This is a genomic window from Homoserinimonas sp. OAct 916, from assembly GCF_003260275.1.
Lineage (GTDB): Bacteria > Actinomycetota > Actinomycetes > Actinomycetales > Microbacteriaceae > OACT-916.
This window is the reverse complement of sequence record NZ_QJHB01000002.1, coordinates 1-21,895: the sequence shown is the minus strand read 5'-3', so window position 1 is coordinate 21,895 and position 21,895 is coordinate 1. Positions and strand designations below refer to the sequence as shown.

The 21,895-nt window shown below is 61.3% G+C and carries 17 protein-coding genes, 1 tRNA gene and 4 pseudogenes; 9 read left to right on the top strand and 13 right to left on the bottom strand.

All coding sequences use genetic code 11. The features are described from left to right. Nucleotides 1–140: 140 nt before the first annotated feature. The 5 genes from DL891_RS02470 to aceE form a co-directional block, all read right to left on the bottom strand. Nucleotides 141–392 (bottom strand): acyl carrier protein, encoded by a 252-nt coding sequence (locus tag DL891_RS02470; protein ID WP_111718854.1) that lies wholly within the window; start codon nucleotides 390–392, stop codon nucleotides 141–143. 43 nt (nucleotides 393–435) lie between these two features. Further along, the gene (locus tag DL891_RS02465; protein ID WP_111718853.1) at nucleotides 436–1,446 is read right to left on the bottom strand and encodes a beta-ketoacyl-ACP synthase III; all 1,011 of its coding nucleotides are present in this window, start codon (nucleotides 1,444–1,446) and stop codon (nucleotides 436–438) included. An 80-nt stretch (nucleotides 1,447–1,526) separates the two neighbouring features. Then, nucleotides 1,527–2,447, bottom strand: coding sequence for an ACP S-malonyltransferase (locus tag DL891_RS02460; protein WP_111718852.1), 921 nt, complete (start codon nucleotides 2,445–2,447; stop codon nucleotides 1,527–1,529). Beyond that, nucleotides 2,444–3,670: a CdaR family transcriptional regulator gene (locus DL891_RS02455; protein ID WP_111718851.1), complete on the bottom strand. Its 1,227-nt coding sequence runs from the start codon at nucleotides 3,668–3,670 to the stop codon at nucleotides 2,444–2,446. Before DL891_RS02455 ends, DL891_RS02460 begins: the two co-directional genes overlap by 4 nt. Before the next feature lie 14 nt (nucleotides 3,671–3,684). Further along, nucleotides 3,685–6,411: a pyruvate dehydrogenase (acetyl-transferring), homodimeric type gene (gene aceE / locus DL891_RS02450; RefSeq protein ID WP_111718850.1), complete on the bottom strand. Its 2,727-nt coding sequence runs from the start codon at nucleotides 6,409–6,411 to the stop codon at nucleotides 3,685–3,687. A 272-nt stretch (nucleotides 6,412–6,683) separates the two neighbouring features. Between aceE and DL891_RS02445 the strand changes: the two genes are divergently transcribed. Continuing rightward, entirely contained in the window at nucleotides 6,684–7,157 is a 474-nt protein-coding gene (locus tag DL891_RS02445; RefSeq protein ID WP_111718849.1) for a peroxiredoxin, read from the top strand. A gap of 60 nt (nucleotides 7,158–7,217) precedes the next feature. After that, nucleotides 7,218–7,293, top strand: a tRNA-Val gene (locus DL891_RS02440). A gap of 41 nt (nucleotides 7,294–7,334) precedes the next feature. Here DL891_RS02440 and DL891_RS02435 read toward each other — a convergent pair. The 4 genes and pseudogenes from DL891_RS02435 to DL891_RS02420 all read right to left on the bottom strand — a co-directional run. Then, a complete protein-coding gene (locus tag DL891_RS02435) occupies nucleotides 7,335–8,939 on the bottom strand; it encodes a recombinase family protein (protein ID WP_198668736.1) in 1,605 nt (534 codons plus the stop codon). Between the two features lie 382 nt (nucleotides 8,940–9,321). Continuing rightward, nucleotides 9,322–9,890, bottom strand: a pseudogene (locus DL891_RS17425) (hypothetical protein). A 10-nt stretch (nucleotides 9,891–9,900) separates the two neighbouring features. Continuing rightward, nucleotides 9,901–10,359: a single-stranded DNA-binding protein gene (locus DL891_RS02425; RefSeq protein WP_111718848.1), complete on the bottom strand. Its 459-nt coding sequence runs from the start codon at nucleotides 10,357–10,359 to the stop codon at nucleotides 9,901–9,903. A gap of 180 nt (nucleotides 10,360–10,539) precedes the next feature. Then, nucleotides 10,540–11,022: pseudogene (locus DL891_RS02420) on the bottom strand (type VI secretion protein); the annotation flags it as partial. Between DL891_RS02420 and DL891_RS02415 the strand changes: the two are divergent. Next, complete coding sequence (locus DL891_RS02415; protein ID WP_111718847.1) at nucleotides 11,021–11,734, top strand: VIT1/CCC1 transporter family protein; 714 nt, start codon at nucleotides 11,021–11,023, stop codon at nucleotides 11,732–11,734. The pseudogene DL891_RS02420 and the gene DL891_RS02415 sit on opposite strands and share 2 nt — an antisense overlap. 76 nt (nucleotides 11,735–11,810) lie before the next feature. Here DL891_RS02415 and DL891_RS02410 read toward each other — a convergent pair whose 3' ends face one another. From DL891_RS02410 to DL891_RS02400, 3 genes are all read right to left on the bottom strand, one after another. Next, a complete protein-coding gene (locus tag DL891_RS02410) occupies nucleotides 11,811–12,230 on the bottom strand; it encodes a YkvA family protein (RefSeq protein WP_111718846.1) in 420 nt (139 codons plus the stop codon). After that, entirely contained in the window at nucleotides 12,230–12,565 is a 336-nt protein-coding gene (locus DL891_RS02405) for an MFS transporter (RefSeq protein WP_232818971.1), read from the bottom strand. The genes DL891_RS02410 and DL891_RS02405 overlap by 1 nt, the downstream gene beginning before the upstream one ends. Nucleotides 12,566–12,709: 144 nt before the next feature. Then, nucleotides 12,710–13,351 carry a CHRD domain-containing protein gene (locus DL891_RS02400; RefSeq protein WP_111718844.1) on the bottom strand — a complete coding sequence of 214 codons (642 nt, stop codon included), beginning with the start codon at nucleotides 13,349–13,351 and terminating at the stop codon, nucleotides 12,710–12,712. 222 nt (nucleotides 13,352–13,573) lie between these two features. Between DL891_RS02400 and DL891_RS02395 the strand changes: the two are divergent. The 6 genes and pseudogenes from DL891_RS02395 (at nucleotide 13,574) to DL891_RS02370 (ending at nucleotide 20,595) form a co-directional block, all read left to right on the top strand. Continuing rightward, a pseudogene (locus DL891_RS02395) lies at nucleotides 13,574–14,446 on the top strand (IS982 family transposase). 370 nt (nucleotides 14,447–14,816) lie between these two features. Further along, on the top strand, nucleotides 14,817–15,062 hold the full coding sequence (locus DL891_RS02390) for a helix-turn-helix domain-containing protein (protein WP_111719099.1): 246 nt from the start codon (nucleotides 14,817–14,819) through the stop codon (nucleotides 15,060–15,062). A 4-nt stretch (nucleotides 15,063–15,066) separates the two neighbouring features. Continuing rightward, nucleotides 15,067–16,236 (top strand): site-specific integrase, encoded by a 1,170-nt coding sequence (locus DL891_RS02385; protein ID WP_111718843.1) that lies wholly within the window; start codon nucleotides 15,067–15,069, stop codon nucleotides 16,234–16,236. Between the two features lie 209 nt (nucleotides 16,237–16,445). Next, nucleotides 16,446–16,874: a hypothetical protein gene (locus tag DL891_RS17250; RefSeq protein WP_232818970.1), complete on the top strand. Its 429-nt coding sequence runs from the start codon at nucleotides 16,446–16,448 to the stop codon at nucleotides 16,872–16,874. Beyond that, nucleotides 16,772–17,728: a nucleotidyl transferase AbiEii/AbiGii toxin family protein gene (locus DL891_RS02375; RefSeq protein ID WP_111718842.1), complete on the top strand. Its 957-nt coding sequence runs from the start codon at nucleotides 16,772–16,774 to the stop codon at nucleotides 17,726–17,728. The genes DL891_RS17250 and DL891_RS02375 overlap by 103 nt, the downstream gene beginning before the upstream one ends. A 1,709-nt stretch (nucleotides 17,729–19,437) precedes the next feature. Continuing rightward, nucleotides 19,438–20,595 (top strand): hypothetical protein, encoded by a 1,158-nt coding sequence (locus DL891_RS02370; protein ID WP_157962360.1) that lies wholly within the window; start codon nucleotides 19,438–19,440, stop codon nucleotides 20,593–20,595. A 683-nt stretch (nucleotides 20,596–21,278) separates the two neighbouring features. Here the strand turns inward: DL891_RS02370 and DL891_RS02365 are convergent. Then, nucleotides 21,279–21,895, bottom strand: a pseudogene (locus DL891_RS02365) (IS21 family transposase); the annotation flags it as partial.

Genomic DNA, 21,895 nt, shown 5'->3' with positions numbered 1-21,895 from the left:
GCCAGTTTCAGCGGCTCGGAATGTTCGGAGTCCGAGTCGGTCAGCCTGCGTAATGAACTTCAGGTGTCGGCGCAACTGAAGACCGTGATGCAGTCTGCCGATGGCATCCTGCATCACGGTTCAAACGGGAATGGGGTGAGTTACGCACCCTGCGCGCTGGTGATGAAGGTGACGGCGTCGCCGACAGTCTTCAAGTTCTTGACCTCTTCGTCCGGGATCTTGACGTCGAACTTCTCTTCTGCGTTGACGACGATCGTCATCATCGAGATCGAATCGATGTCGAGGTCGTCGGTGAACGACTTGCCGAGCTCTACCGTGTCGGTTGCGATGCCGGTCTCATCATTGATCAATTCCGCCAGGCCGGCAAGAACTTCTTCGGTGGACAGTGCCATTGTGTGTATCTCCTCGATTGTTGTCAGATGACCAAAGAACAGTTTAGGGCAGGACGACGACTTGTGCGGCGTAGACAAGCCCAGCACCGAAGCCGATCTGCAGGGCGAGACCTCCGGACAGTTCCGGGTGCTCCGTGAGCAGCGCATGGGTCGCGAGCGGGATGGAAGCCGAACTGGTGTTTCCGGTGGTTTCGATGTCCCGCGCGATGACGACCTGCTCGGGCAGCTTCAGCTGTTTGGCGAACTCGTCGATGATGCGCATATTGGCTTGGTGGGGGATGAAAGCCGCCAACTGGTCGGCGCGCACGCCCGCAGCATCCAACGCCTGCTTGGCCACCTTGGCCATATCCCAGACGGCCCAGCGGAACACCGTTTGCCCGGACTGCCTGAGTGTTGGCCAATCGACCGAGCCCTCGCCGTTACGGTACTCGTCGAACGTGGCGTCCATGCCCACTGCATCCCACTTCGAGCCGTCGGAGCCCCACGTCGACCGGGAGATGCCCGGCGTTTCGCTCGGACCGACAAGTGCGGCGCCCGCGCCATCCGCGAGCAGGAACGAGATGGAGCGGTCGGTCGGCTTGGCGTAGTTGGAGAGTTTCTCGGCGCCCACGACCAGCACGAATTCGGCGAGCCCTGCACGAATGAACGCGTCGGCCTGGGCGATGCCGTAGGCGTACCCCGCGCACGCCGCAGAGATATCGAATGCGGCCGCGGGGTTGGCCCCCACCCGCTCGGCGAGCAGGGCAGCCATCGACGGTGTTTGCATCGTGTTGCTGACGGTCGCCACGATGACGACGCCAATTCGGTCGGCGGAGATGCCGGAGCGTTCGATCGCCTCCAAAGAAGCGGTGGTAGCCAGGTCGACAGCCTGCACGTCGGCACTGGCACGGCGGCGTTCGATCACACCGGTCCGTTGCCTGATCCACTCGTCAGAGGAATCGATCGGCCCGACCAGTTGGTCGTTGTCGACCACGAGGTCGCCTCGTGCAGCGCCGATCGCGTAGATGCGGGTGAACTGCGGGCCGGTCGCCTGTTGCAGGACGGGCTGTGTCATGGGTGTCTCTCGTTCTGGTTGGGTGCTGTGGTGCTGTGGTGCTGTGGTGCTGTGGTGCCGTGCTGTGGTGCGGTGAACGGTCAGGCGTGGTCATCAATCATCTGGAGGGCTTCGGGCAGGTCATCCGGGGTCTTGATCGCCAGAGTCGGCACGCCTTTGAGCGCCCTGCGGGCCAGGCCGGTGAGTGCACCGCTCGGAGTGACCTCGATGAGCCCGGTGATGCCGGCCTCGCTGAAGGAGTTCATGCATAGATCCCACCGTACCGGGGAGGAGACCTGCCCGACCATCAGGTCGATGAAACCGCGACCCGAGGTCTGTGCGCTGCCGTCCTTGTTGGTCCACAGTCTCAGGTTGGGGTCGTTGGCGTCCAGGGCGGCGGCGACAGCAGTCAGGCGCTCGACGGCGGGCTGCATATACCGGGTGTGGAATGCACCGGCCACCTGGAGCGGGATGACCCGCGCCTTGGCCGGTGGCGCCTCCTTCAAGGCCGCGAGTGCATCGAGGTCGCCGGCGACGACGATCTGCCCTCCGCCATTGAAGTTCGCCGGTTCCAGATCGAGTTCGTCCAACCGGGCCAGGAGTTCGTCCTCATCGGCTCCGAGCACTGCGCTCATCCCGGTGGCGGTGATCGCAGCGGCATCGGCCATCGCGTTTCCACGCTCCCGAACGAGACGCAGTGCGTCACCGGGGGTGAGGATGGCGGCCCCACTGGCGGCGGTGATCTCACCCACCGAGTGCCCCGCGATCCCGCCGACCCGTTTACGACGGCCATCTGCCAGCAGTGCTGACAATGCGAGGAGCCCGGAGGCGACGATCAACGGTTGGGCAACCGCGGTGTCCCGTATGGTGTCGGCATCGCTGACGGTGCCATGGGCGACCAGATCAAGCCCCGCCTCATTCGACATCCACTCGAGCATGTCCTGGAATCGTGGCTCGGCCAGCCAGGGCTCAAGGAACCCGGGCGTCTGTGAACCCTGGCCAGGGCAGACGATGACGATCATGTGAGGGCTCTTCCTTGCGTCTTGGGTTGCGGTTCGGGTTCGTTCATCGAACCAATTATCAGGGCGGACTGCAAGATGAGTGCTTCCCGTGCGCCGGTTGCGTCCCAGCCGATCACCTCGGTGACGCGCTTGAGGCGGTAGCGCACCGTGTTCGGATGCACGAAGAGTTCGCGCGCAGTGGCCTCGAGTGAGCGCCCGTTGTCGAGATAGGCCCACAGCGTGGTCATCAGTTCCGGTGCGTGCGCCTGAAGGGGTCGGTAGATGCGATTGACAAGGCTCGCCCGCGCGAGGGGATCGCCGCCCAGGGCCCGCTCCGGCAGCAGGTCGTCGGACTGCACCGGCCGTGGCGCGTTGCGCCAGCTGCGGGCAACGGCGAAGCCGGCCAGTGCTGCTTTGGCGCTCTTGGAAGCCTCGACAAGGCTCGGCACCTCGTGTCCGAGCACCAGGTGGCCGGAGCCGAACCCGGATTCCAGCTGGGTCGCGATCTCCAGGAACGACAGGGTGGGTGAGGCGCCGATCTCCGGATCGACTTCGCTCATCGACGGTTGGGCACGACCGATCACCAGCACCAGTCGCTTGCCCTGAACCCCGATCAACACGTCGGCGGTCATGTGCCTGGCTGCACGTCTCAGCTGGTCGACATCCAACATCTGGGGGGCCGTCCCGACGAGGACACTGACCTCGCCGTGGCCGTGCCAGCCGAGCGCGGCGATGCGGCTCGGCAGCTCGTCGTCGTACTCACCGCTCAGGATGGAGTCGACCACGAGGGCTTCCAGCCGGGCATCCCAGAGCCCACGGGCTTCGGCCGCGCGGGCGTAGACATCGGCAGCAGCGAAGGCGATCTCGCGAGAATAAAGCAGGATGGCTTCACGCAGGGTCTCACTGCCACTGGTGACGCGCTCTTCGACCACCTCCACGGTCACACGGATCAATTGCAGGGTCTGCTGCAGGCTGACCGAACGCAGAAGCTCACGCGGGGCGGCGCCGAAGACATCGGCGGCGATCCACGGGGTTGATTTGGGGTCATCGAACCAGGCGATGAAGCTTGTGATCCCGGCCTGGGCGACCATGCCGACCGCCGACCGCCGCCCGGGCGGCATCGTGCCATACCAGGGCAGCGTGTCTTCCAGACGCTTCAGTGTTGCCGTCGCCAATTCCCCTGAGATCGTGCGCAACCACGCCAATGTCTGGGCCTTGGTCTGCACCTTTTTCTGTGGCGTCATTGCGCTCGGACCGATCAGCTCGCCCCACCGGCTGACCCGGTGGTGCCGGCGTTGACGTCGAAGAGGCGGTACTTCTCGATCGCCTGTCCGGGTGTGGCCTTGTCGATCTGACCGCGCTCAACCAGCAGTTCCAGGGTGCGCACAACGAGCGAGGGTCCGTCGATCTTGAAGAACCGGCGTGCCGCCGGACGGGTGTCGGAGAAACCGAAGCCGTCGGCGCCGAGCGTTGCGAAGTCGCCAGGAACGAATTGGCGGATCTGGTCAGGCACCGAGTGGGTGAAGTCCGACACCGCGACGACCGGGCCTTGGGAGCCGGAGAGTTTCTGGGTGACATACGGCACCCGGGGCTCGTCGTTCGGGTGCAGGAAGTTGTGCTCCTCTGCATCGACTCCGTCGCGCCGCAATTGGTTCCAGCTGGTGACGCTCCAGACGTCGGCTGAGACACCCCAGTCCCGGGCCAGCAGTTCCTGGGCTTCCAACGCCCACGGAACCGCGACACCGGAGGCAAGCAACTGCGCCTTCGGCCCGTGCTGGGGCGAGACACTGACTCGGTGGATGCCACGGATGATGCCGTCAACGTCAACACCTTCCGGCTCCTTCGGCTGCACCATTGGCTCGTTGTACACCGTCAGGTAATACATGACGTTCGGGTCGGGGTGGTTGCCGCCGTACATCCGGTCGAGGCCCGATTGAACGATGTGCCCGATCTCATAGCCATAGGCGGGGTCATAGGAGACCACAGCCGGGTTGGTGGCGGCGAGCATCGGTGAGTGGCCGTCAGCATGCTGCAGGCCCTCGCCGGTGAGTGTGGTGCGTCCGGCGGTGGCGCCGATGATGAAACCGCGGGTCATCTGGTCACCGGCCGCCCAGAACGCGTCACCGGTGCGCTGGAACCCGAACATCGAGTAGAAGACGTAGATCGGGATCAGCGGTTCGCCGTGGGTGGCGTAGCTGGTTCCGACGGCGGTGAACGCGGCGGCGGCACCGGCTTCGTTGATGCCCACATGCAGGATCACGCCCTGGGGGCTCTCCCTGTATGCCAGAAGCAACTCGCGGTCGACCGAGGTGTAGGTCTGACCGTGCGGGTTGTAGATCTTCGAGGTGGGGAAGAAGGCGTCGATCCCGAAGGTGCGAGCCTCATCCGGGATGATCGGCACGATTCGGTGGCCGAAATCTTTGGCACGCAACAGGTCCTTCAGCAGTCGCACGAATGCCTGTGTGGTCGCGATCTCCTGTGTGCCCGAGCCGCGCTTGGAGACGGCGTAGGTCTCCTCTGCAGGCAGGGCGACCTGAGCGTGGGTATGCCGACGCTCGGGCAGGTAACCGCCGAGGCTCCGGCGGCGCTCCTGCATGTACTGGATCGCCTCGTCATCGGGGCCGGGGTGGTAGTAGGGCGGTCGGTACAGGTCGACCTCGAGCTGGGCATCCGTGATCGGGATCCGCATGGAGTCACGGAACGTCTTCAAATCTTCGAGGGTCATCTTCTTCATCTGGTGGGTCGCGTTGCGACCCTCGAAGGAAGATCCCAGGCCGTAACCCTTGACGGTCAGCGCCAAGATGACGGTGGGCTGGCCCTTGTGCTCCTCGGCGGCCTTGAACGCAGCATAGACCTTGCGGTAGTCGTGGCCGCCGCGTTTGAGGTTCCACACCTGCTCGTCGCTGAGGTCCTTCACCATCATGAGTGTGCGCTCGTCGCGGCCGAAGAAGTTCTCGCGCACATAGGCGCCGCTCTCGGCCTTGTAGGTCTGGTAGTCGCCATCCGGGGTCTGGTTCATCAGGTTGACCAGTGCACCGTCGGTGTCGGCCGCCAGCAGCGGGTCCCACTCGCGACCCCAGATCACTTTGATGACGTTCCAACCGGCGCCGCGGAAGAAACTCTCCAGCTCCTGAATGATCTTGCCGTTGCCGCGAACCGGTCCGTCGAGCCGTTGCAGGTTGCAGTTGATCACGAATTTGAGGTTGTCGAGCCCCTCGTTTGCGGCGACCTGGAGCTGTCCCCGGCTTTCCACCTCGTCCATCTCGCCGTCACCGAGGAATGCCCACACATTCTGTTGCGAGGCATCCTTGATGCCGCGGTTCGTAACGTACTTGTTCAGCTGGGCCTGCCAGATCGCGTTGATCGGGCCGAGGCCCATCGACACCGTCGGGAACTGCCAGTAGTCAGGCATGAGGCGCGGATGCGGGTAGGAGGAGAGCCCACCCGACGGGTGCGACTTCTCTTGCCGGAACCCGTCGAGCTGGTCGGTGGTGAGGCGTCCTTCCAGGAAGGAGCGGGCATAGATGCCGGGGGAGGCATGACCCTGGATGAAGATCTGGTCGGCCCCGCCGGGGGCGCCGGCGCCCTTGAAGAAATGGTTGAAGCCCACCTCATAGAGCGACGCAGACGACGCGTAGGTGGAGATGTGGCCACCGACGGCGATATCGGGCCGTTGAGCGCGGTGCACGGTGACGGCGGCGTTCCAGCGAATCCACGCACGGTAACGACGTTCGAGGTCTTCGTCACCGGGGAAGTCGGGCTCGTTCTCATTGGCGATGGTGTTGATGAAGTCTGTGGTCGGTACCATCGGCACGCCCAGCTGCAACTCCTTGGAGCGCTTGAGCAGGCTCAACATGATTTCGCGGGCCCTGCCGCGCCCGTGTGCGGCGACCAGTGAATCGAGCGATTCCGACCATTCGGCGGTTTCTTCCGGATCGGAATCCGCGGGAGTGACTGAGTACGGGTCCTGGTCGTTTACCGGCACGTCGACCTCATTTCTGTGGGTGGGCAGATTGTGTCTAGGGTTCAATTGTCGTAAATCGCGGTGACTGTGGGCGGATCTCGGCCACGTCCGGATCGAATCGGATTCTCGAACCAGCATGACGCCGCGTGCCGAATGAATCCATTCGAGCAACCTCTCCAGTCTAGGTGACGAGGACGGAAGCTCCGTCCCGGTGCCACTGGCCTCACAGTCGGCGACCAGTATCATGGTCTATTCGCGCCCTTGAGGCTTCGTGACGCAAAGAGAGTGTGACTATGACGATCATCCAGGTCGGTGCCCAGGCGCCGGATTTTGAGCTTGTGAACCAGTTCGGCGAGCAGGTGCAGCTGAGCTCCTTCCGTGGCAAGAAAGCCGTCGCGCTCGTGTTCTTCCCGTTGGCCTTCTCCGGCATCTGCACCGGGGAACTCTGCGAGATCCGCGACAACTTCGAACAGTTCGAGACGGCCGGCGTGGAACTGCTGGGCATCTCCGTCGACTCAAAATTCGCGCTGCGCGCCTGGGCAGAGCAGGAGGGGTACCAGTTCTCCCTGCTGGCCGACTTCTGGCCGCACGGCGAGGTGGCGCAGTCATACGGAGCGTTCCTGGATGAGCCGGGACTGGCCAACCGGGCGACGTTCCTCATCGACACCGACGGGGTGGTGCGGGCATCGTTCGTCACCTCGGCTGGCGAGGCGCGGCCGTTCGCGCAGTACCAGGAAGCGCTGGGGGAACTCCGAGAGGCCGCCTGACCGGCTAGAGATTCGGTAGAGTGTTGATTGCTCGTGGTGCATCGTGAAGGTGCACTCCGAGGGCCTTTAGCTCAGCTGGTAGAGCGCCACGTTTACACCGTGGATGTCATCGGTTCGATCCCGGTAGGGCCCACCATAAGGTCGTTGTTCAAACCGGCGACATCAGCGGTTTGAGACCTAACTATTAACTGGTCGCCGTTCGTGGCGGGCCGCTGTTGACTGTACGTCGGGGTTGAAGAACACGGTGAACGGTTCCCCTGGTTCGCCGTCAATGGTTCCTTCTTCGCTGAGGTAGATCTTGCTGAAGAAGGCTTGGTTGGCGATGCGGCGTAGGGAGTCATCGATGCTCATGTGCAGCTGATGACAATCCCCAGCCAGGGCTAGGCAGTCGTCCAGATGTGCTTTGGCTTGCTCGTACTCGATGTCACCGGATTCGACCTGGGCATTCAAGAACGCGAGCCTCCGCGCGATGCGGTCTTGTTCTGTCTTGAGTAGATCGAGAGGGACGGCTCCGGCGTAGTGTGCTTGCAGGAGTTTGGATCGCTCGGCAAGTAGATCGTCGCGTTCGAGCCCGTGCGCATGGCGTTCTTGCTTGGCGGTTACGTGGAGCTGATCAAACTGTGCCGTGATGAAGGTGCGGAGCGCGGAGACGACGTGTTCGGGTATCTGGATGCGTCGGTAGTAGTCCTCGACGGCAATTTCTACGTCGGGGATGAACATTGATTTCTGTTCGCAGTTGGTTCGTTTGGCGTGTCTTCCGGCGCAGATGAAGTACGGGTAGATAGTTCCGCTGCGGCTCTTGGCGTTGGTCACCATGAGCCGTGAGCCGCACTGTCTGCAGTACACAGTGCCTTTGAGGTAGTGATCATGCGCCTGGGTCTTCTCCCCAGAGGTCTGTTTCGCGGTGAGTACCGATCGAACCCGGTACCAAATTTCAGGGCTAATGAGCGGCTCATGCATGCCCTCGTAGGTTGCGCCACGGAAAGAAACGTTGCCTTTGTAGTAGGGGTTGGCGAGCATCTTCTGGATGGTGGACAGCGCTGGCGGCTTCGTCGGACGTTTGGGTGTCGGCACGGTCGTCAGCCCCCGGTCGACGAGCGCTTCGTGCAATGAGGAGGTGGAGTAGTTACCGGTCGCGTAGGCTTCGAAAGCCCATTTCACCATTGGTGCGCGATCGGGGTCAGGCTGGACGGTGCGCAGTTCCCGGCCGAGTTCATCACGGGTGGTGATATTGAGATAGCCGACTGGCGCTTTGCCGTTAGTCCCGCCGGTGACAGCCTTCTGGTTCATTCCTTTGGAAACTTCGTTGGCGAGGTTGCGGGAGTAGAACTCGGCGATAGTGGACATTATGCCGTGCAGCAGCATCCCCGAGGGCGTCTCATCGATGTTCTCGGTCGCGGAGACTAGCATCACGCCGGCTTCTTTCAGCGCCAAATGAATCGCGACATCATCAGCACGGTTGCGTGCGAGCCGATCGACCTTGTGGACGATGCAGTAGGCGATCTCGTTGGTCTTGACGTACTCGATCATCCGCACCAACTCTGGGCGGTCGGCCTTGCGCGCGGATTCTCCAGCATCAACGAACTCTTCGATGACTACCGCGTTCAGATCGCGAGCCTTGCGTAAGTTCGCCTCGCGCTGGGCGGGGATGGAGAAGCCTTCGTCTCGGCCGCCACGTTCAGCTTGCTCTTTGGTGGACACGCGGAGGTAGGAAACCGCGAAAGTGGTGGTCTCCCCGAAGCGATCGAGGCTAGCGATGGCAGGTGGTTGTGTGATGGGCACGGGTGCGTGTTTCCTATCTCCATAGATTGGGACCAACACAAGCGGCATCATCTACCGCTGTGGTGCGACTCGTAATAGGAAACACGACCCGACTGGCTCCGTGGAGCCTGTCGGGTAAGCCACGCTGGGCCAAACAGGACTGCGCACCACGGCTAAATCGGAGTTCAACCGTTGGCTTCTTACGAGGTTGATTGTATCTCACCGCTCTGAGCCTCTCCAGGCCCGGCGTGCGGAGGGTGTGGCTTGGTGCGGTCTTGCTCGGTTCGGGCCAGAGCCATACCGATGAAAACCTGTGCGAGACGATGCAAGTCAGGAGTCTCATGCAGTTCGCCGTGAACGTGAAACTCGCGCATCCGAGCTGGAGGGCGCTGATCATTCGCCGTCATGGGACTTCACCTGTCTCAGGATCGAGCGTGCGGTAGAAAGCGTCCTCTTTCTCACGGCGCTTTGCGACTTCTGCCAGGACGAAATCCACGCATTCTTCAACACGGTCTTGGATGACGACGTCCTCGACGGAACGCGCAAGGCCCTCACCGGGCCATGTGGGATTCCTCGTAGGTAAGTCGCGATCCGGACGGGTACCGGACGCCGCGACCGAGTCACGCAGGCGTTGACAGGTATCGGCGGAGTCGCAGTGCCAGGCACACGGTGCGGAACTGTTCTGTTCAGGGCCGTAGGCGCACAGCCAGTGCAGGTACAGTGCGGAAAGTTCCCAAAGTAGTTCGGGATGATGGTGCCAGAACGGTGGGACCACCGATGCCGGGAGACCGTAGGTGCGTCGTGGCCAATTCTCACCCACTGGTTGAGTTCCAGCCATTCTGCTTCCAGAACCTCGGATCCAAGGAGCTTCCAGTTGAGCGGGTGCGGAGGCCCCGCTGTGGAATCTTCGAACGTGCTGGTGTCGAGATCTTCAATGTTGATCTCATCTGAGTCATGACCGTGCTCGCTCATGGTTGTCGCCTCACATACCAATGGCAGGTGACGAAGTAGTGGGTTGAGAATGCGCCGGTGGTTCGAAAGCCGATGCCTCCCAGGCTGCGGCGCGGCCGACGCCTTGGCGTCGGGGTGCGCGATCAACCTCATAGCGAGTGCGCGCCATGTCATGGCCGAGCCGGCGGGCTGTGAACTCCTCACCCTCGATGGTCTGCCCATCACGTTCGCAGGAGTATTCGCGCACGTATCCTTCGGCTACGAACCTGTCACCCTTCGCAAACCGGGCATGACCTTGTTCAGCGGCAGCCTTGAACGCCACCAGATTGTGAAACGTCGTTTCCAGCTCGGTGAATGACCCGTCGTGTTCTTGCCGGTAATACTCTTTGCCGACTTTCATGAACAACCGGGCATCACCATTCTCGGTATAGGTCAACCGCGGCTCCGAAGCCACAAAGCCTGAGAATGACTGCTGCGTTTGTATTTCCATCGGATATGTCCTCCTGAGAAATCAGCGGCGGCCTACGGTTTGAAGACCGCCTCGTGTCAGACAGGTGCACCGACTGCTTCAGGAACGACGAAGCAGCGCTTCGATCTCACCGCAGTCGGTGCGGAGTTGTTTCACATCGCGTCGTTTGCCGCCGCCCTCAGCCATGAGTATCGGGACCTACGGTAACGGGGCGAGATTCCCGATCTCATCCAGAGCCAGCAGCACGGACGGATCGGGGCGGGCACCGGCCGAGCGTGCAGCGAGACGGCGTGCGGTTTCAACGAGATTTTCCACGAGGGCCGCAACCAGCGCACTGGATGCGCCGGCTCCAGTGGCCAGCAGATAGAATGGGTGCCGCGTTCGGCGAGGAAGGTTTCGGGGTCGAAGTCTTCACCGGCACGCGGTGACACCGTACCAAGCACGCGCGGGTCAGTCAGTCAGCGCGGCCAGCGCGAGGTAGACGACTTGCCAGATCGAGTCCCGCGTTCTGGGGTAAGCGTTGATCATCGCTTCCAGCGATTCGGGCCACCCTGAAGCTGCTTGAGTGGAGCCGGTGAGGATCGCGACGTGCTCGGAATGTTGCGCGGCGGTGGGGTCGAGCGTCCATCGGAACAGCTCGGCAGGTGTCCGGTGATCCAATGCGGCCGAGTGGACGAGCGCTCTGCGGCCCACCAGGTATTGCCGCCACCTGACCGACCTGGCAGACAAGCCCCGAACAAAAACAACCAGTGGAACATCCGAGCAGCGAGGCTCAAAGCTCAGTGTTGCCCACCACCCGGCAGGTCATTCAGATCAAGATCAAGCCAGCCTCGGGACCGGCTCGGTGGATCGAGGCTTAGCAGGTGCGCTTCCCATGGGAGCGGGCGAATACGTTTCCGTGCAGTCACAGCGTGAGCTCTTGGAAGCGTCTACTGCTGATCCCCAGATGCGGAACGCCCTACCCCATCTCGATATTGATGCTAACGAGCTGGCATTGCTCTACCGATCCCGAGGTATGAGCCCCGACGACGCGCAAGCTCACGCCGCGGAAGTTCTCAATGGAAACTCAGGACTCGAGTTCGAAGCGGGGGCATCCGAACCTGACCAGCACGAAGCTGTCGGAACCGGGCTCGGCGCGGCTATGTCAAGCTTCTGCTTCTTCGCATCCGGTGCCATCATTCCCGTGCTTCCCTACCTGTTCTGGATGGAAGGGATTGCGGCAGTCATCGTCTCGGCAGGCCTCGTGGGAGTCGCGCTGCTTGGCACCGGGGCGATAGTTGGGCTTCTCTCGGGCGCTTCGCCCGTCAAGCGCGGGCTGCGCCAACTCATGATCGGCTTCGGAGCAGCGGCAGCAACCTACCTGCTCGGCCTACTTCTCGGCACCGGTGCGGTGTAATCCGTCGAGCCAACTTTGTCTGGCAGCGCAAAGAACGGATTCAAAAGATGGAAGCGAATGGGGATCGGCTCGCGCGTCAGTCGGCGCCCTCGCGGAGCCCGGCGAGTGTGCGCAGCGCTTGCAGGCCCTGCTGGGTTCCCGGCCAATGTTTGTCGAGCGCGGCAGCACCCGCGTGGTGGGTGACGAAGCGGAGGACCACCCCCACCACGATGGCGTCGTCTGCGTATCCGATCACGGGAATGAAATCGGGGATCAGATCGATCGGGAGCAGCAAGTAGATCAACAGTGCGAATAGCCAGATCCGCACTCCGCGCGGAACACTTTTGTCGGCGGCAAGCCGACGCACCAGGCGAATCACATCAGGTACCAACCTGAGCGCGTCGCGAAGCGTCATCGCATCTGGTTGGCCACGCGCAGCTGCCCACAGCAACGCGAGAAGAACCAACCAGAGCAAGAACAGGCCGCCGAGGATGCTGATCAATATCTGCCACCACATCACGGACTGACTTTGCGGCCGTTCGGGCGCACGAAGAGTAGCGCGAACGTGACAACCGCAGCTGCTTGGATGACGAGCGTCACAATGATGAGTGCGGTAATCGAGACACCATACAGTGCGCCTGCCATGATGCCGCCGACGGCCGTCGCGACGCCGACGATGGCGGCGTAGATCCCGTACGCGGTGCCTCGGCGATCCGGCGGCACGAGGTCGGCGACAGTCGCGCGCAGCGTTGATTCCTGGATGCCGAGTGCTCCACCCCACAGCAATGACCCGGCGATGACTGATGCGAGAACGTCGGTGAATGCGAGCACTGGTATCGCTGCGGCGATCACGGGAAGCAGCAGCAGGGCCCGCGGGCCGAACCTGTCGTACGCGCATCCGGTGCCTCGATGGCAACGACCCGGGGCCGGTCGAGGCTATGGATGAACGAACCCCGCACCCCAGTGTGCAGGGTTCGTTCATCTGTGCGACGGGCGTTACTGCCGAACGAGGTCGCCACAAGCGACCGGAAGAGTTGCCCATGCCGGAAGTCCTGGCAGTGATTGCACGGAGGCCGGAAGTGGATATGCAGGGTCGATACCGTGAATCACAACGTGGCGGTTGCCCAGCTTCAGTGCCTCTTTCAGCTCCTTTTGCAGGTGCGATTTGGATGCTTTCTGGCTGTAGGTGTAGCTTCCCGAGGCGTCTGAGACCGGAAAGTCGAGTGACGGCGCGAAGCTGCCCAAGTTGCTGTCCAGCGGAATCAGAATGGGGCCGTACTTGGGGAGCCCCTCAATGACGTCGACGAAGCCGTCATGGTTGACGTCATCACTCGCGACTGGACACATCGTGCCAGCGTGAATGTGCTGGGGATGGAGGGTGAGCGGAGTGACGCCCTCCACGTTGATAGTGACGGTGAGGTCGTTGCCCTTGAGGTTGATGACCGCGCTACCGCTCGCCGTCGGGATCGTATACGTATCCGAGCCAACCGTGTGATCACCGGCGTTCAGCGGCTGAAGATCTGCCACGTAGTCGTGGCCCGATTGGTTGTGTGCTGGTGCCGGGACGGCGCCGGCTCCGGTAACGGTCAGAAATAATCCGGCTGCCGAAGCGACAGCAAGGAGTAGACGTTTGTGCATTATTTCACCTTAGAAAATTTGCTACGGGGTCGATATCACCCCCGAACGGGTATCAGGAGAGCGAACCTGTAGGCATAGTACGCCCGGCCCCAGCGAATCACAATGGCGACGAAACTCCTCTAGACGGCTAATTCCAACCCCATTGCCTCGATGGGCGCGGCAGCTTTAGAGTCTGACGGACGGTGTTAAACCCTCGATACGAACGATGAACTCAACACCTTCTTGACCACACTTTATGTCTTCCTTGACGACCGCGTCCTCCCGCGTCGGCCTGTCTCGAGGTCAGCTCCCGAGACGCCGCCCGGTCCTGAGCGACGCTGAATGACTCTGCGTGGTCGTAGCCCAGCACCTGCTGCAGCTCGACGCGGAAACCAGATGGGTTCGCTACACCCGCACCCACCTGTACGGCATGTTCCCGGGCATCCCCCAATAGCCCGGATTCAAGAAGCGCGTCCGCGCCGCAGGCACCCTGATCTCGGCCGTGATCACCGAGCTCGCCCGAGACACCTCGTCCTGGTATGAACTGCTGCGCCTGGTCGACTCGACCCCGGTGCCCGTGGGAATGTCACGAGGGACGGTGAATCGCTCGGATCTGGCCGGCGACGCCGACTAGGGGTATTGCGCCTCGCACTCACGGTTCTTCCGGGGTTTCCGGCTCTACCTGATCAGCACGCCCGAGGGCATTCCCATCATTTGGGCGCTCGCCAACCCGAAGGTTGGCGAACGCGATGTCACCTAAGCAATGCTCGGGCGTGACCACCACCTCGTCCTCGATGAGCAGTCATCCTCGGCGACAACGGCTTCGTAGGAAAAGACTTGAACGGTTCGTCAAAGATGAACTCGGTGCCACCTTGATCCGGCCCGACCGCACAGACGAGAATCCCAGATTCGGGGGCTTCGGGTGCATCCGCCAATGGATCGAGGCTCTCTCCGACGCCCCCAAGAGCACCTGGGACTCGAACGCCACGGCGCAGAACAGCGGCTGGTGTTGATGCCAGAGCCGGTGCGAAACTCCTTGCCCTCTCCGCTGGAATCTGGCGCTACTGGCTCATCGACGCACCCCGCAAATGCTCACTTATCGCCTACGACCATTAGGAATTACTCATCTAGGAAGGTAGACGAGAAAAGGGGGGACCAAAAGGGGACCGAAGACATGCAAACCATGCAATCTAAGACCTGAATTGAGTCCCGTTGCGCCTCGCTGCGCCCCGGCCAATCTACGATTTCGACAATTTCGACTACCTGGGGGTCAGGGGGTCGCAGGTTCAAATCCTGTCAGCCCGACCAAAAAATCGCGGAAACTCAAGGGTTTCCGCGATTTTTCGTTGGTGAGATTTGATCCGGCCATCTAATACCCATCTAAAACCCCTCCTGAAACGACTTCTGACCTGCGCTTTGCTCGGTTCGCGAGTGTCACCTACGGGTGGTTCCGGTTGCCCTGGAGCGCATCGTGCACCTGGTCTGTATGACCAATCCAACCCCGCTTCCGTTGCCTTCGCCCGACCTGCCACCGCTACTCGATATCCGAGAGCTGTCGGAATACCTCGGCGTGGCCGTCTCGACGATCTACGACTGGCGCTCGCGCGGCGTCGGACCCCGCGCATACCGCTTCGGCAAGCACTTGAAGTTCGCCGTCACGGATGTGACCGAGTGGATCGAGGCGCAGCGCGACCCGTCGCCTGCTGCACTGTCTCGCCCTCCTCGGCGGTGACACGATGAGCCGCCCGCGTCTGACGATCGGCACCTACGGTGAGATCACCACCCGCCGTCGCCCGAGCGGACGCATCGAAGCACGCGCCCGCTACCGCGACTGGGATGGCGCCACCCGACTCGTGCAGGCAAGCGGCGACAGCCCGGCCGCTGCAACCCACGCGCTCAAAGCCAAATGCGTCGATCGCAATCTGATTGCGCCGAGTGCAGGCTCGCTCACGGCTGACAGTCCATTCCCCGACCTGGTGGCGTACTGGCTCGAAGACATTGATCTGGAAGATCGGCTGGCGACAGCCACACGGCAACTGTATGAACGCGACATGCGCACCCTCGTGCTGCCCGCATTCAAAGATCTGACATTGCGCGAGATCGGAGTGGCCCGATGTGACCAGTTCCTGAAGCGGCTGGCGAAGGATTCGTACTCGAAGGCGAAGCATGCTCGTGTCGTGTTGCGACTCGCGATCGCACTGGCCGTGCGACACGAGGTGCTGCTACGCAACCCCGTCGATCACGTCGCACGGTTGCACCGTGACGCACCGATACCCGACGCGTTCGCGCCCGAGGAGATCACTGCGATCCGTGCGGCGATCGCGTATTGGGAGGCGGGGCGCGAAGTGTCGGGGCCAAAGCCCGATGGGCAACTCGGCGCAATCATCGAGGTCATGCTGGGCACCTCCGCTCGCATCGGTGAAGTTCTCGCAATCCGCCGCCGCGATATCGACCTGAGCATGCCGTCCGTGCGCATCACCGGAACGATCATCAGCCCAAAGGGCGAACTGACGACGCGGCAGGATCATCCGAAAACCGCGCGGTCACGGCGCACGATCCAGCTTCCTGGATTCGCCGCAAACGCCGTGCAGCGGCGAACGAAAGAGCTCAATACGATCGACCCCAATGCGCTGTTGTTCTGCTCCCGCGAGGGGACCCCGCTCACGACGAACAACGTGCGCCGCCAACTCCGCCACGTCATGGCTCTGGCCGGGATCGAGGGCGTCACTCCGCACAAGTTCCGCCGTACCGTCGCAACCACGATCAACGAGCAAGCTGGAGTTGAGCTGGCCTCGCAACTGCTCGGTCACACCGACCCGGCGATCACGATCAAGCACTACATCCGCCGCAACGAGACAGTCAATCCCACGACTGCAGGTCTGCTGGAGAAGGCATTCGGGTCATGATCAATATTTTGGGTGGAAGATTTACCTCGCGAAACGAAACGTACTCAGATAACATTAGCTGTGTACGAAACGTGTCAGGAGGTGATCTCGTGAAAGCTCTAAGACCAAAGGCTGCCGCCGAGAAGCGAAGCGCCTTGTACCGGGGGCATGCTGAGGGGCGGTGGGAACGCATCGGTCGAGGCATCTATTTGCCCGCGGATGCACCCGCAATGGACTGGGACAAGCTCGAAGCGGCCACCCGCCGACCGGAAGCAACCATTTGTCTGCTTTCAGCGCTCGCACACCACGATCTCACCGATGCGATTCCTGATGCATTGGATATCGCAATACCGCGCGGAACGCGTGCGCCGCTGACCGAGGGTGCGATTCGCTGGCACCGCTTCGACCCGGCGACGTTCGATCTCGGTCGAGAGGAGATCTTGATTCCAGGCAGCTCGCAGACCATCGGTTTGTATAGCGCCGAGCGCACGATTGTCGACTGCTTCCGCCTTCGAGCGTCAGTCGGGTATGAAGTAGCTCGCGACGCCACCAAAGAATGGCTCCGCCGTGGTGGCAAGCCCGCCGAGCTTATGGCATTCGCCACGGAACTCCCACGAGCCAAAGCCCCACTCCTGCAAACCTTGGAGGCACTCACGTGACCGGCAACGATGTGTACCGTCAACTTCAGTCTGCGGCTCGATCAGTTGCGGCCAAACAGGGTGTCCCGGCGCCAACGGAGGAGTACCTGATTCGGCATGCGCTCGAGTCATTTCTTGACCGGTTGAATCGCACACCTCATGCGCGTGATTTCGTACTGAAGGGTGGGATTCTGCTCGGTGCGTACGGCGTGCGCCGACCGACGAAAGATGCTGACTCAAATGCGATCGGCGCGGAAGTCTCGCCCGAACACCTCGCTCACGTTGTTCGAGACGCCGCTGAGGTCGAAGTCGATGACGGCGTCGAGTTTGACCTCGATACACTCACCGTTCACGAGATTCGCGACGGTGCCGAATACCCAGGTGTCCGTCTCCGCGTGAAAGTCGCGATCAGCAGCTGGCGGGGAACAGTGGCATGGGACGTGTCAACGGGCGATCCGATCGTGCCAGCACCGCGCGAGGTAACGCTTGACAGGATTCTCGGAGCGCCCATTACGCTCATTGGGTACGCGCCCGAATCGACGGTCGCCGAGAAGGGTGTGACGATTCTTGAACGCGGAATTACGAGCACTCGATGGAGAGATTACGTCGACATCGTCGCGCTCGGAGGCGCTGGTCTTGATGCCGAAGCGCTGCTGGAGTCCGTCCGAGCGGTGTCTGACTATCGGGGTATTGAACTGAAACCGATCACGCCGCTCCTTGACGGCTACGGAGCAGTGGGGCAGTCGAAGTGGGCCGCTTGGCGTCGCAAGGAAAAGCTCGAAGCTGTTTGTGAGGAGAACCTAGACGAACAGATCATCCGAGTCGCAGCGATCCTCGATCCGATATTCAGTCGTGGCGCAGGAAGCTTAGCCTGATGCCGACATCGTGGTTGACAGTTGCGGTACTCGGCGTACCGTAGAACCATAACTGGTTCATCTTCGGCACCACCTTGACGGTGCCGCAAATTTTGCGCCACCGTCACAACCACCGCAAAATCGGCAGAATGAACAGTGCCGCCGAATCGGCGGGACCGTTGGCCGCAGAAGAATCTTGTAGATCTCGCACGCTCGCCACCGCGTCCGTCCTTGCGCTTCGTACTCGAAAGCTTGGAACGTTCATCATCAGCCTCCTTCCAAAGCCGAGCGACCCTCCTGATGACTAGGTGCACACCGCTGACCAGAGCCGTTACGGCTCTGGCAGATCGAATCGCTCCTCCCCGAGACCGAGCTCTCCAACGTCCAACCGTTCACCAATACAGCTATCGGATCCACGATCTGCCAGGTGCCTGCTCCTGCTGAGTGACCGCGTCTCGGGTAGGTGTCCGTGACTTGCAAGAGGCGTGACGACTCAGGTGGCCACAGCCGTCGGAGAAGTCATGATCTTGTCAAGCATCTACCGGGAACTCGATATTGACGTTCTACCCGGGTCTACTTGACTAGCCCTGAAGTTCGCCGCACTTCAAGTCGAGCAGACTCGCTGCCTGTACCCGCACCGCGCAAATAGATACCACGCGTCTTGCAGATCAAGGCCGAGCACGGCTTCCAAGCGGTTTCATGGCGTAGAACCAGTGACACGCGAGAGAAAATGGGCATTGGATCCTGGCTCCACGTTTTGAGCCGCGCCTCCTTGGTGCGGCCCTGTCGGTAATACTGCACAACGATATGGACGCAAGAGCACACAGGATGTCGGAAAGTAAAGAAGCCGGGGGTGCCGAACTGCACAAGGCCATCCGGCGGATCGTGAATGACCTGCGGGACAGAGTCGGTTGTGGTGACTTCAAACTTTACGTGCTCGGGGCGCTTTCATACCGGTGTATCCGGGATAATCTAATTTCGTCCTTCAGCAAGAGCAAGAGCAAGAGCAAGAGCAAGAACGAAGTGGATACACCGAAGTCGACTATCGTAAGCTCGGCAATCATGAGGTTAAAGCGTCCGTGATGGCATCGTGCTGGACAATAGCCTCGTCATCCTTCCCCAAGGCTTTACTCTCAACGTGCGCAAGGATGCCACCCGCGACGGGAATCTCATCGAGACGCTCTCTGGGTTCTCACCCACATAGAGGCTCCAACGGGGGGTTCGGTCTCTGAAGGCGATATCAAGGGACTCGATAACGGGTAGGTACTCTCCGTCACTAAGAAGCAACTCGATCAGGCAGCGGCGTACGGCGCGCGAGGCCGCGAGTTTTGGGCTCACGTGGGGTTTATCCGGGAGGACTTTGTGAATCGCACGTAACCCGGCCGAAGCTACGTCGGCCGGGTCGAACTCAGTGAGAGGAACCTTAGACTGGACGAAATCTATCGGCTCGCGGATGTCACGGAACGCGCACCCAGCACATTGCTCCCGTGCGCTTTTGTAAACAACGCCAGACTGACACCGACTTGGATCCCGACAATCAAATTGTCGTGGGGGCTGCGGGCCGTTGACTCGTAGATTCTGGTAGCGCCGTTAGTGCCGGTAACGGTTGTCTTGCGAGTCTCAGGCCTTTCGGCCATGCTGAGCGTATGACAGATGCGAGGAACACCGCCGGGGAGTCTGCTAACGGATCGAGCGGCGGTCGCACACGGCGTGCGCGCACCTTCCCTGCGATGTCGTTCAAGGAGGCCCTGCTCCTTGCCGAGGCAATTCAGACACACGGCGCGGGCAAGCCCATTCGGCGTCTTACCCTGCTTGAATCGCTTGGTCGGTCGCCCGGTAGCGACGCCGTGCGCAAGCTGATCACGAGCAGCGGACAATACGGTATTACCGAGGGAGCCTATAACGCCGAATTTCTCTCATTGACTCCAACGGGTGCGATCGCAACCGATCCGGACTACGCGATCGCGGGACGCGTTACCGCGAGGTTCCAGCTCGCAATTGAGAGCATCGCACCGTTCGCAGCAATCTATCAGCAGTACAAAAATAGCCGACTTCCGAGCGTAGAAGTGTTGCGTGATGCCGCATCGGGGGCTGGGACACACGAGGACCACGTGGCCGAGTGTGTGGAGACCTTTCTTGCCAATGCTCGGGAGGTCGGGCTGATCCGCACTATCGCTGGTTCAGAGCACATCGTGCCTATCGAGGCGGTCCTGGAACAGACCCCTGATGACAGCGGTACGGCAGAAGAGCAGGAGCGCAACAGCGAGTACAGCGAACCTACGGAAGAGGCGCAAGCAGAGATTGTGGCCCGGTTCGCACCGCCGCCCCCGAAGACACGAAAATTGCCGAAGTCGGGTAACAAGGGCTCCCACGCTAGTGCGTTCAATAAGACGTGCTTCGTTGTTTCACCTATCGGATCCGCGGATTCGGTCGAGCGTAAACATGCCGATCTGGTGCTTTCATCGCTTATAGAACCCGCGCTTGAGGGCCTCGGCCTCGAAGTCGTCCGCGCAGACCGGATCAGCAAACCTGGATTGATCACCGGCCAGGTCATCGAGCACATCGCACAGGCGGCGCTCGTAATCGCAGACCTCAGCTTCGCGAACCCGAATGTGTACTACGAACTCGCACTACGGCACGCGGTGCGTAGGCCGGTGGTCCAGTTGATTCGGACTGGCGACAAGCTTCCATTCGATGTCGGCCAGTACCGCACGGTAGAGATTGACATGACTGACATCTACGTCTTGGTCCCAAAGCTCGATCTCCACCGCCAGGAGATCACGCGGCAGGCGCGAGCTGCCATGGACGACGGTGGGAACACTGAGAGCCCGCTATCGCAATTCTTCCCGGCGTTCTGGGATCACATCGATCATCCGGAGGAGAATTAGGTATCGCTGCGGAGCACCCCTGACGTCAGCTGGGTGCCATCGCCACGCAAGGGATATCGCATTCGCTAAGCTGCGTGCCCATCGAAAGCTTTCTGATTACGGCGAAATATTTTTCGGGCTCGGTACCGCCGTCTAATACGATCTCAAACACCCGTGACGGACCGCAATCGATCGGGTATTCTTGCCCAAGGAGAGTCACTCGATTCTCGGTACGACCAGGTAAAACTCGAGATTTTCGCAAGTTTTCGGTAGGGCTCAAAATCCTCCAGGGGAAAGCACGTGCGCGTCGACGCGCGAAATCTGGCTCGTTCAGCAAAGCGTTTAGCCAGAACTAATCGAAGACTGACTCCTCTTTGACGTGCCTGAATCAAGAACGCCCCGTCCTGAGCCGACCCAGCAGATTGAACCTGCGTCTGATGCTTTGTCGCAGTGGGCTATTGCCGATCGATCGAGCTGTCCGACGAAGTCTGTTCAATTGCGCGGGACCTTCGCGCCTGGAGTCACCTCGCAGGACCGGCCCGCGCCTAGGTTACGGTAAGAGAATGCGCCTGAATCTCAAAGCAGTAGAGGAACGAGTGAAACCACTCGCCGGTCGTACTGTGTATGACAAAGAATTCATCTTCGAACTGCTCGGCGCATATGGGCGCGCTGCTGGAAACATCACACGATTGCGCAATGGCTCGCAGGTCGGCGTCGTTCGTCTGATACTGGTTCGTTGTGCTCGCTGGCAGCAGCGGGTGGCTGGTCAGGCGCTCGTCGCGCCGATAGACCTCCAGCATCGTCTCGGTGACGCGAAGGTCTACCAGGGCGCCGATGTGGCTGAAGGGGACGGAGTAGAAGTTCCTCGCCCAGACCACGTGAGCGTTCTTGTTCACCTTGCGCTTGTAGGACCACGAGCTGATCTCGAACGGCGCCGCCGGCAGTGGTTGCAGCAGCGGTTTCTCCTCCGTGGTGAACACGCTCAGCCGGGACCCGTCGCGTTTTTGGAACGGCTGCCGGTTGTAGGCATCGATCTGCTCGTAGATCCGGGTGCGCAACTGCGGCAGCGACGTAAACTGCTCATGCCGCAAGCCCGCGATGACCCAGGTCGCGACGTGGGAGACCGTGTTCTCGGCACTGCTCTTGTCTCGAGGGTGTCTCACTCTGCCCGGGAGTACGGCGGCCGAGTAGTGCGCCGCCATCTCCCGGTAAGCGTCATTCAGGACGACTTCGCCCTCTCGGGGGTGGGAGATGACCCCAGTCTTCAGGTTGTCGGGCACCAGGCGCGGGACGCTGCCGCCGAAGAAGGTGAACATCGATG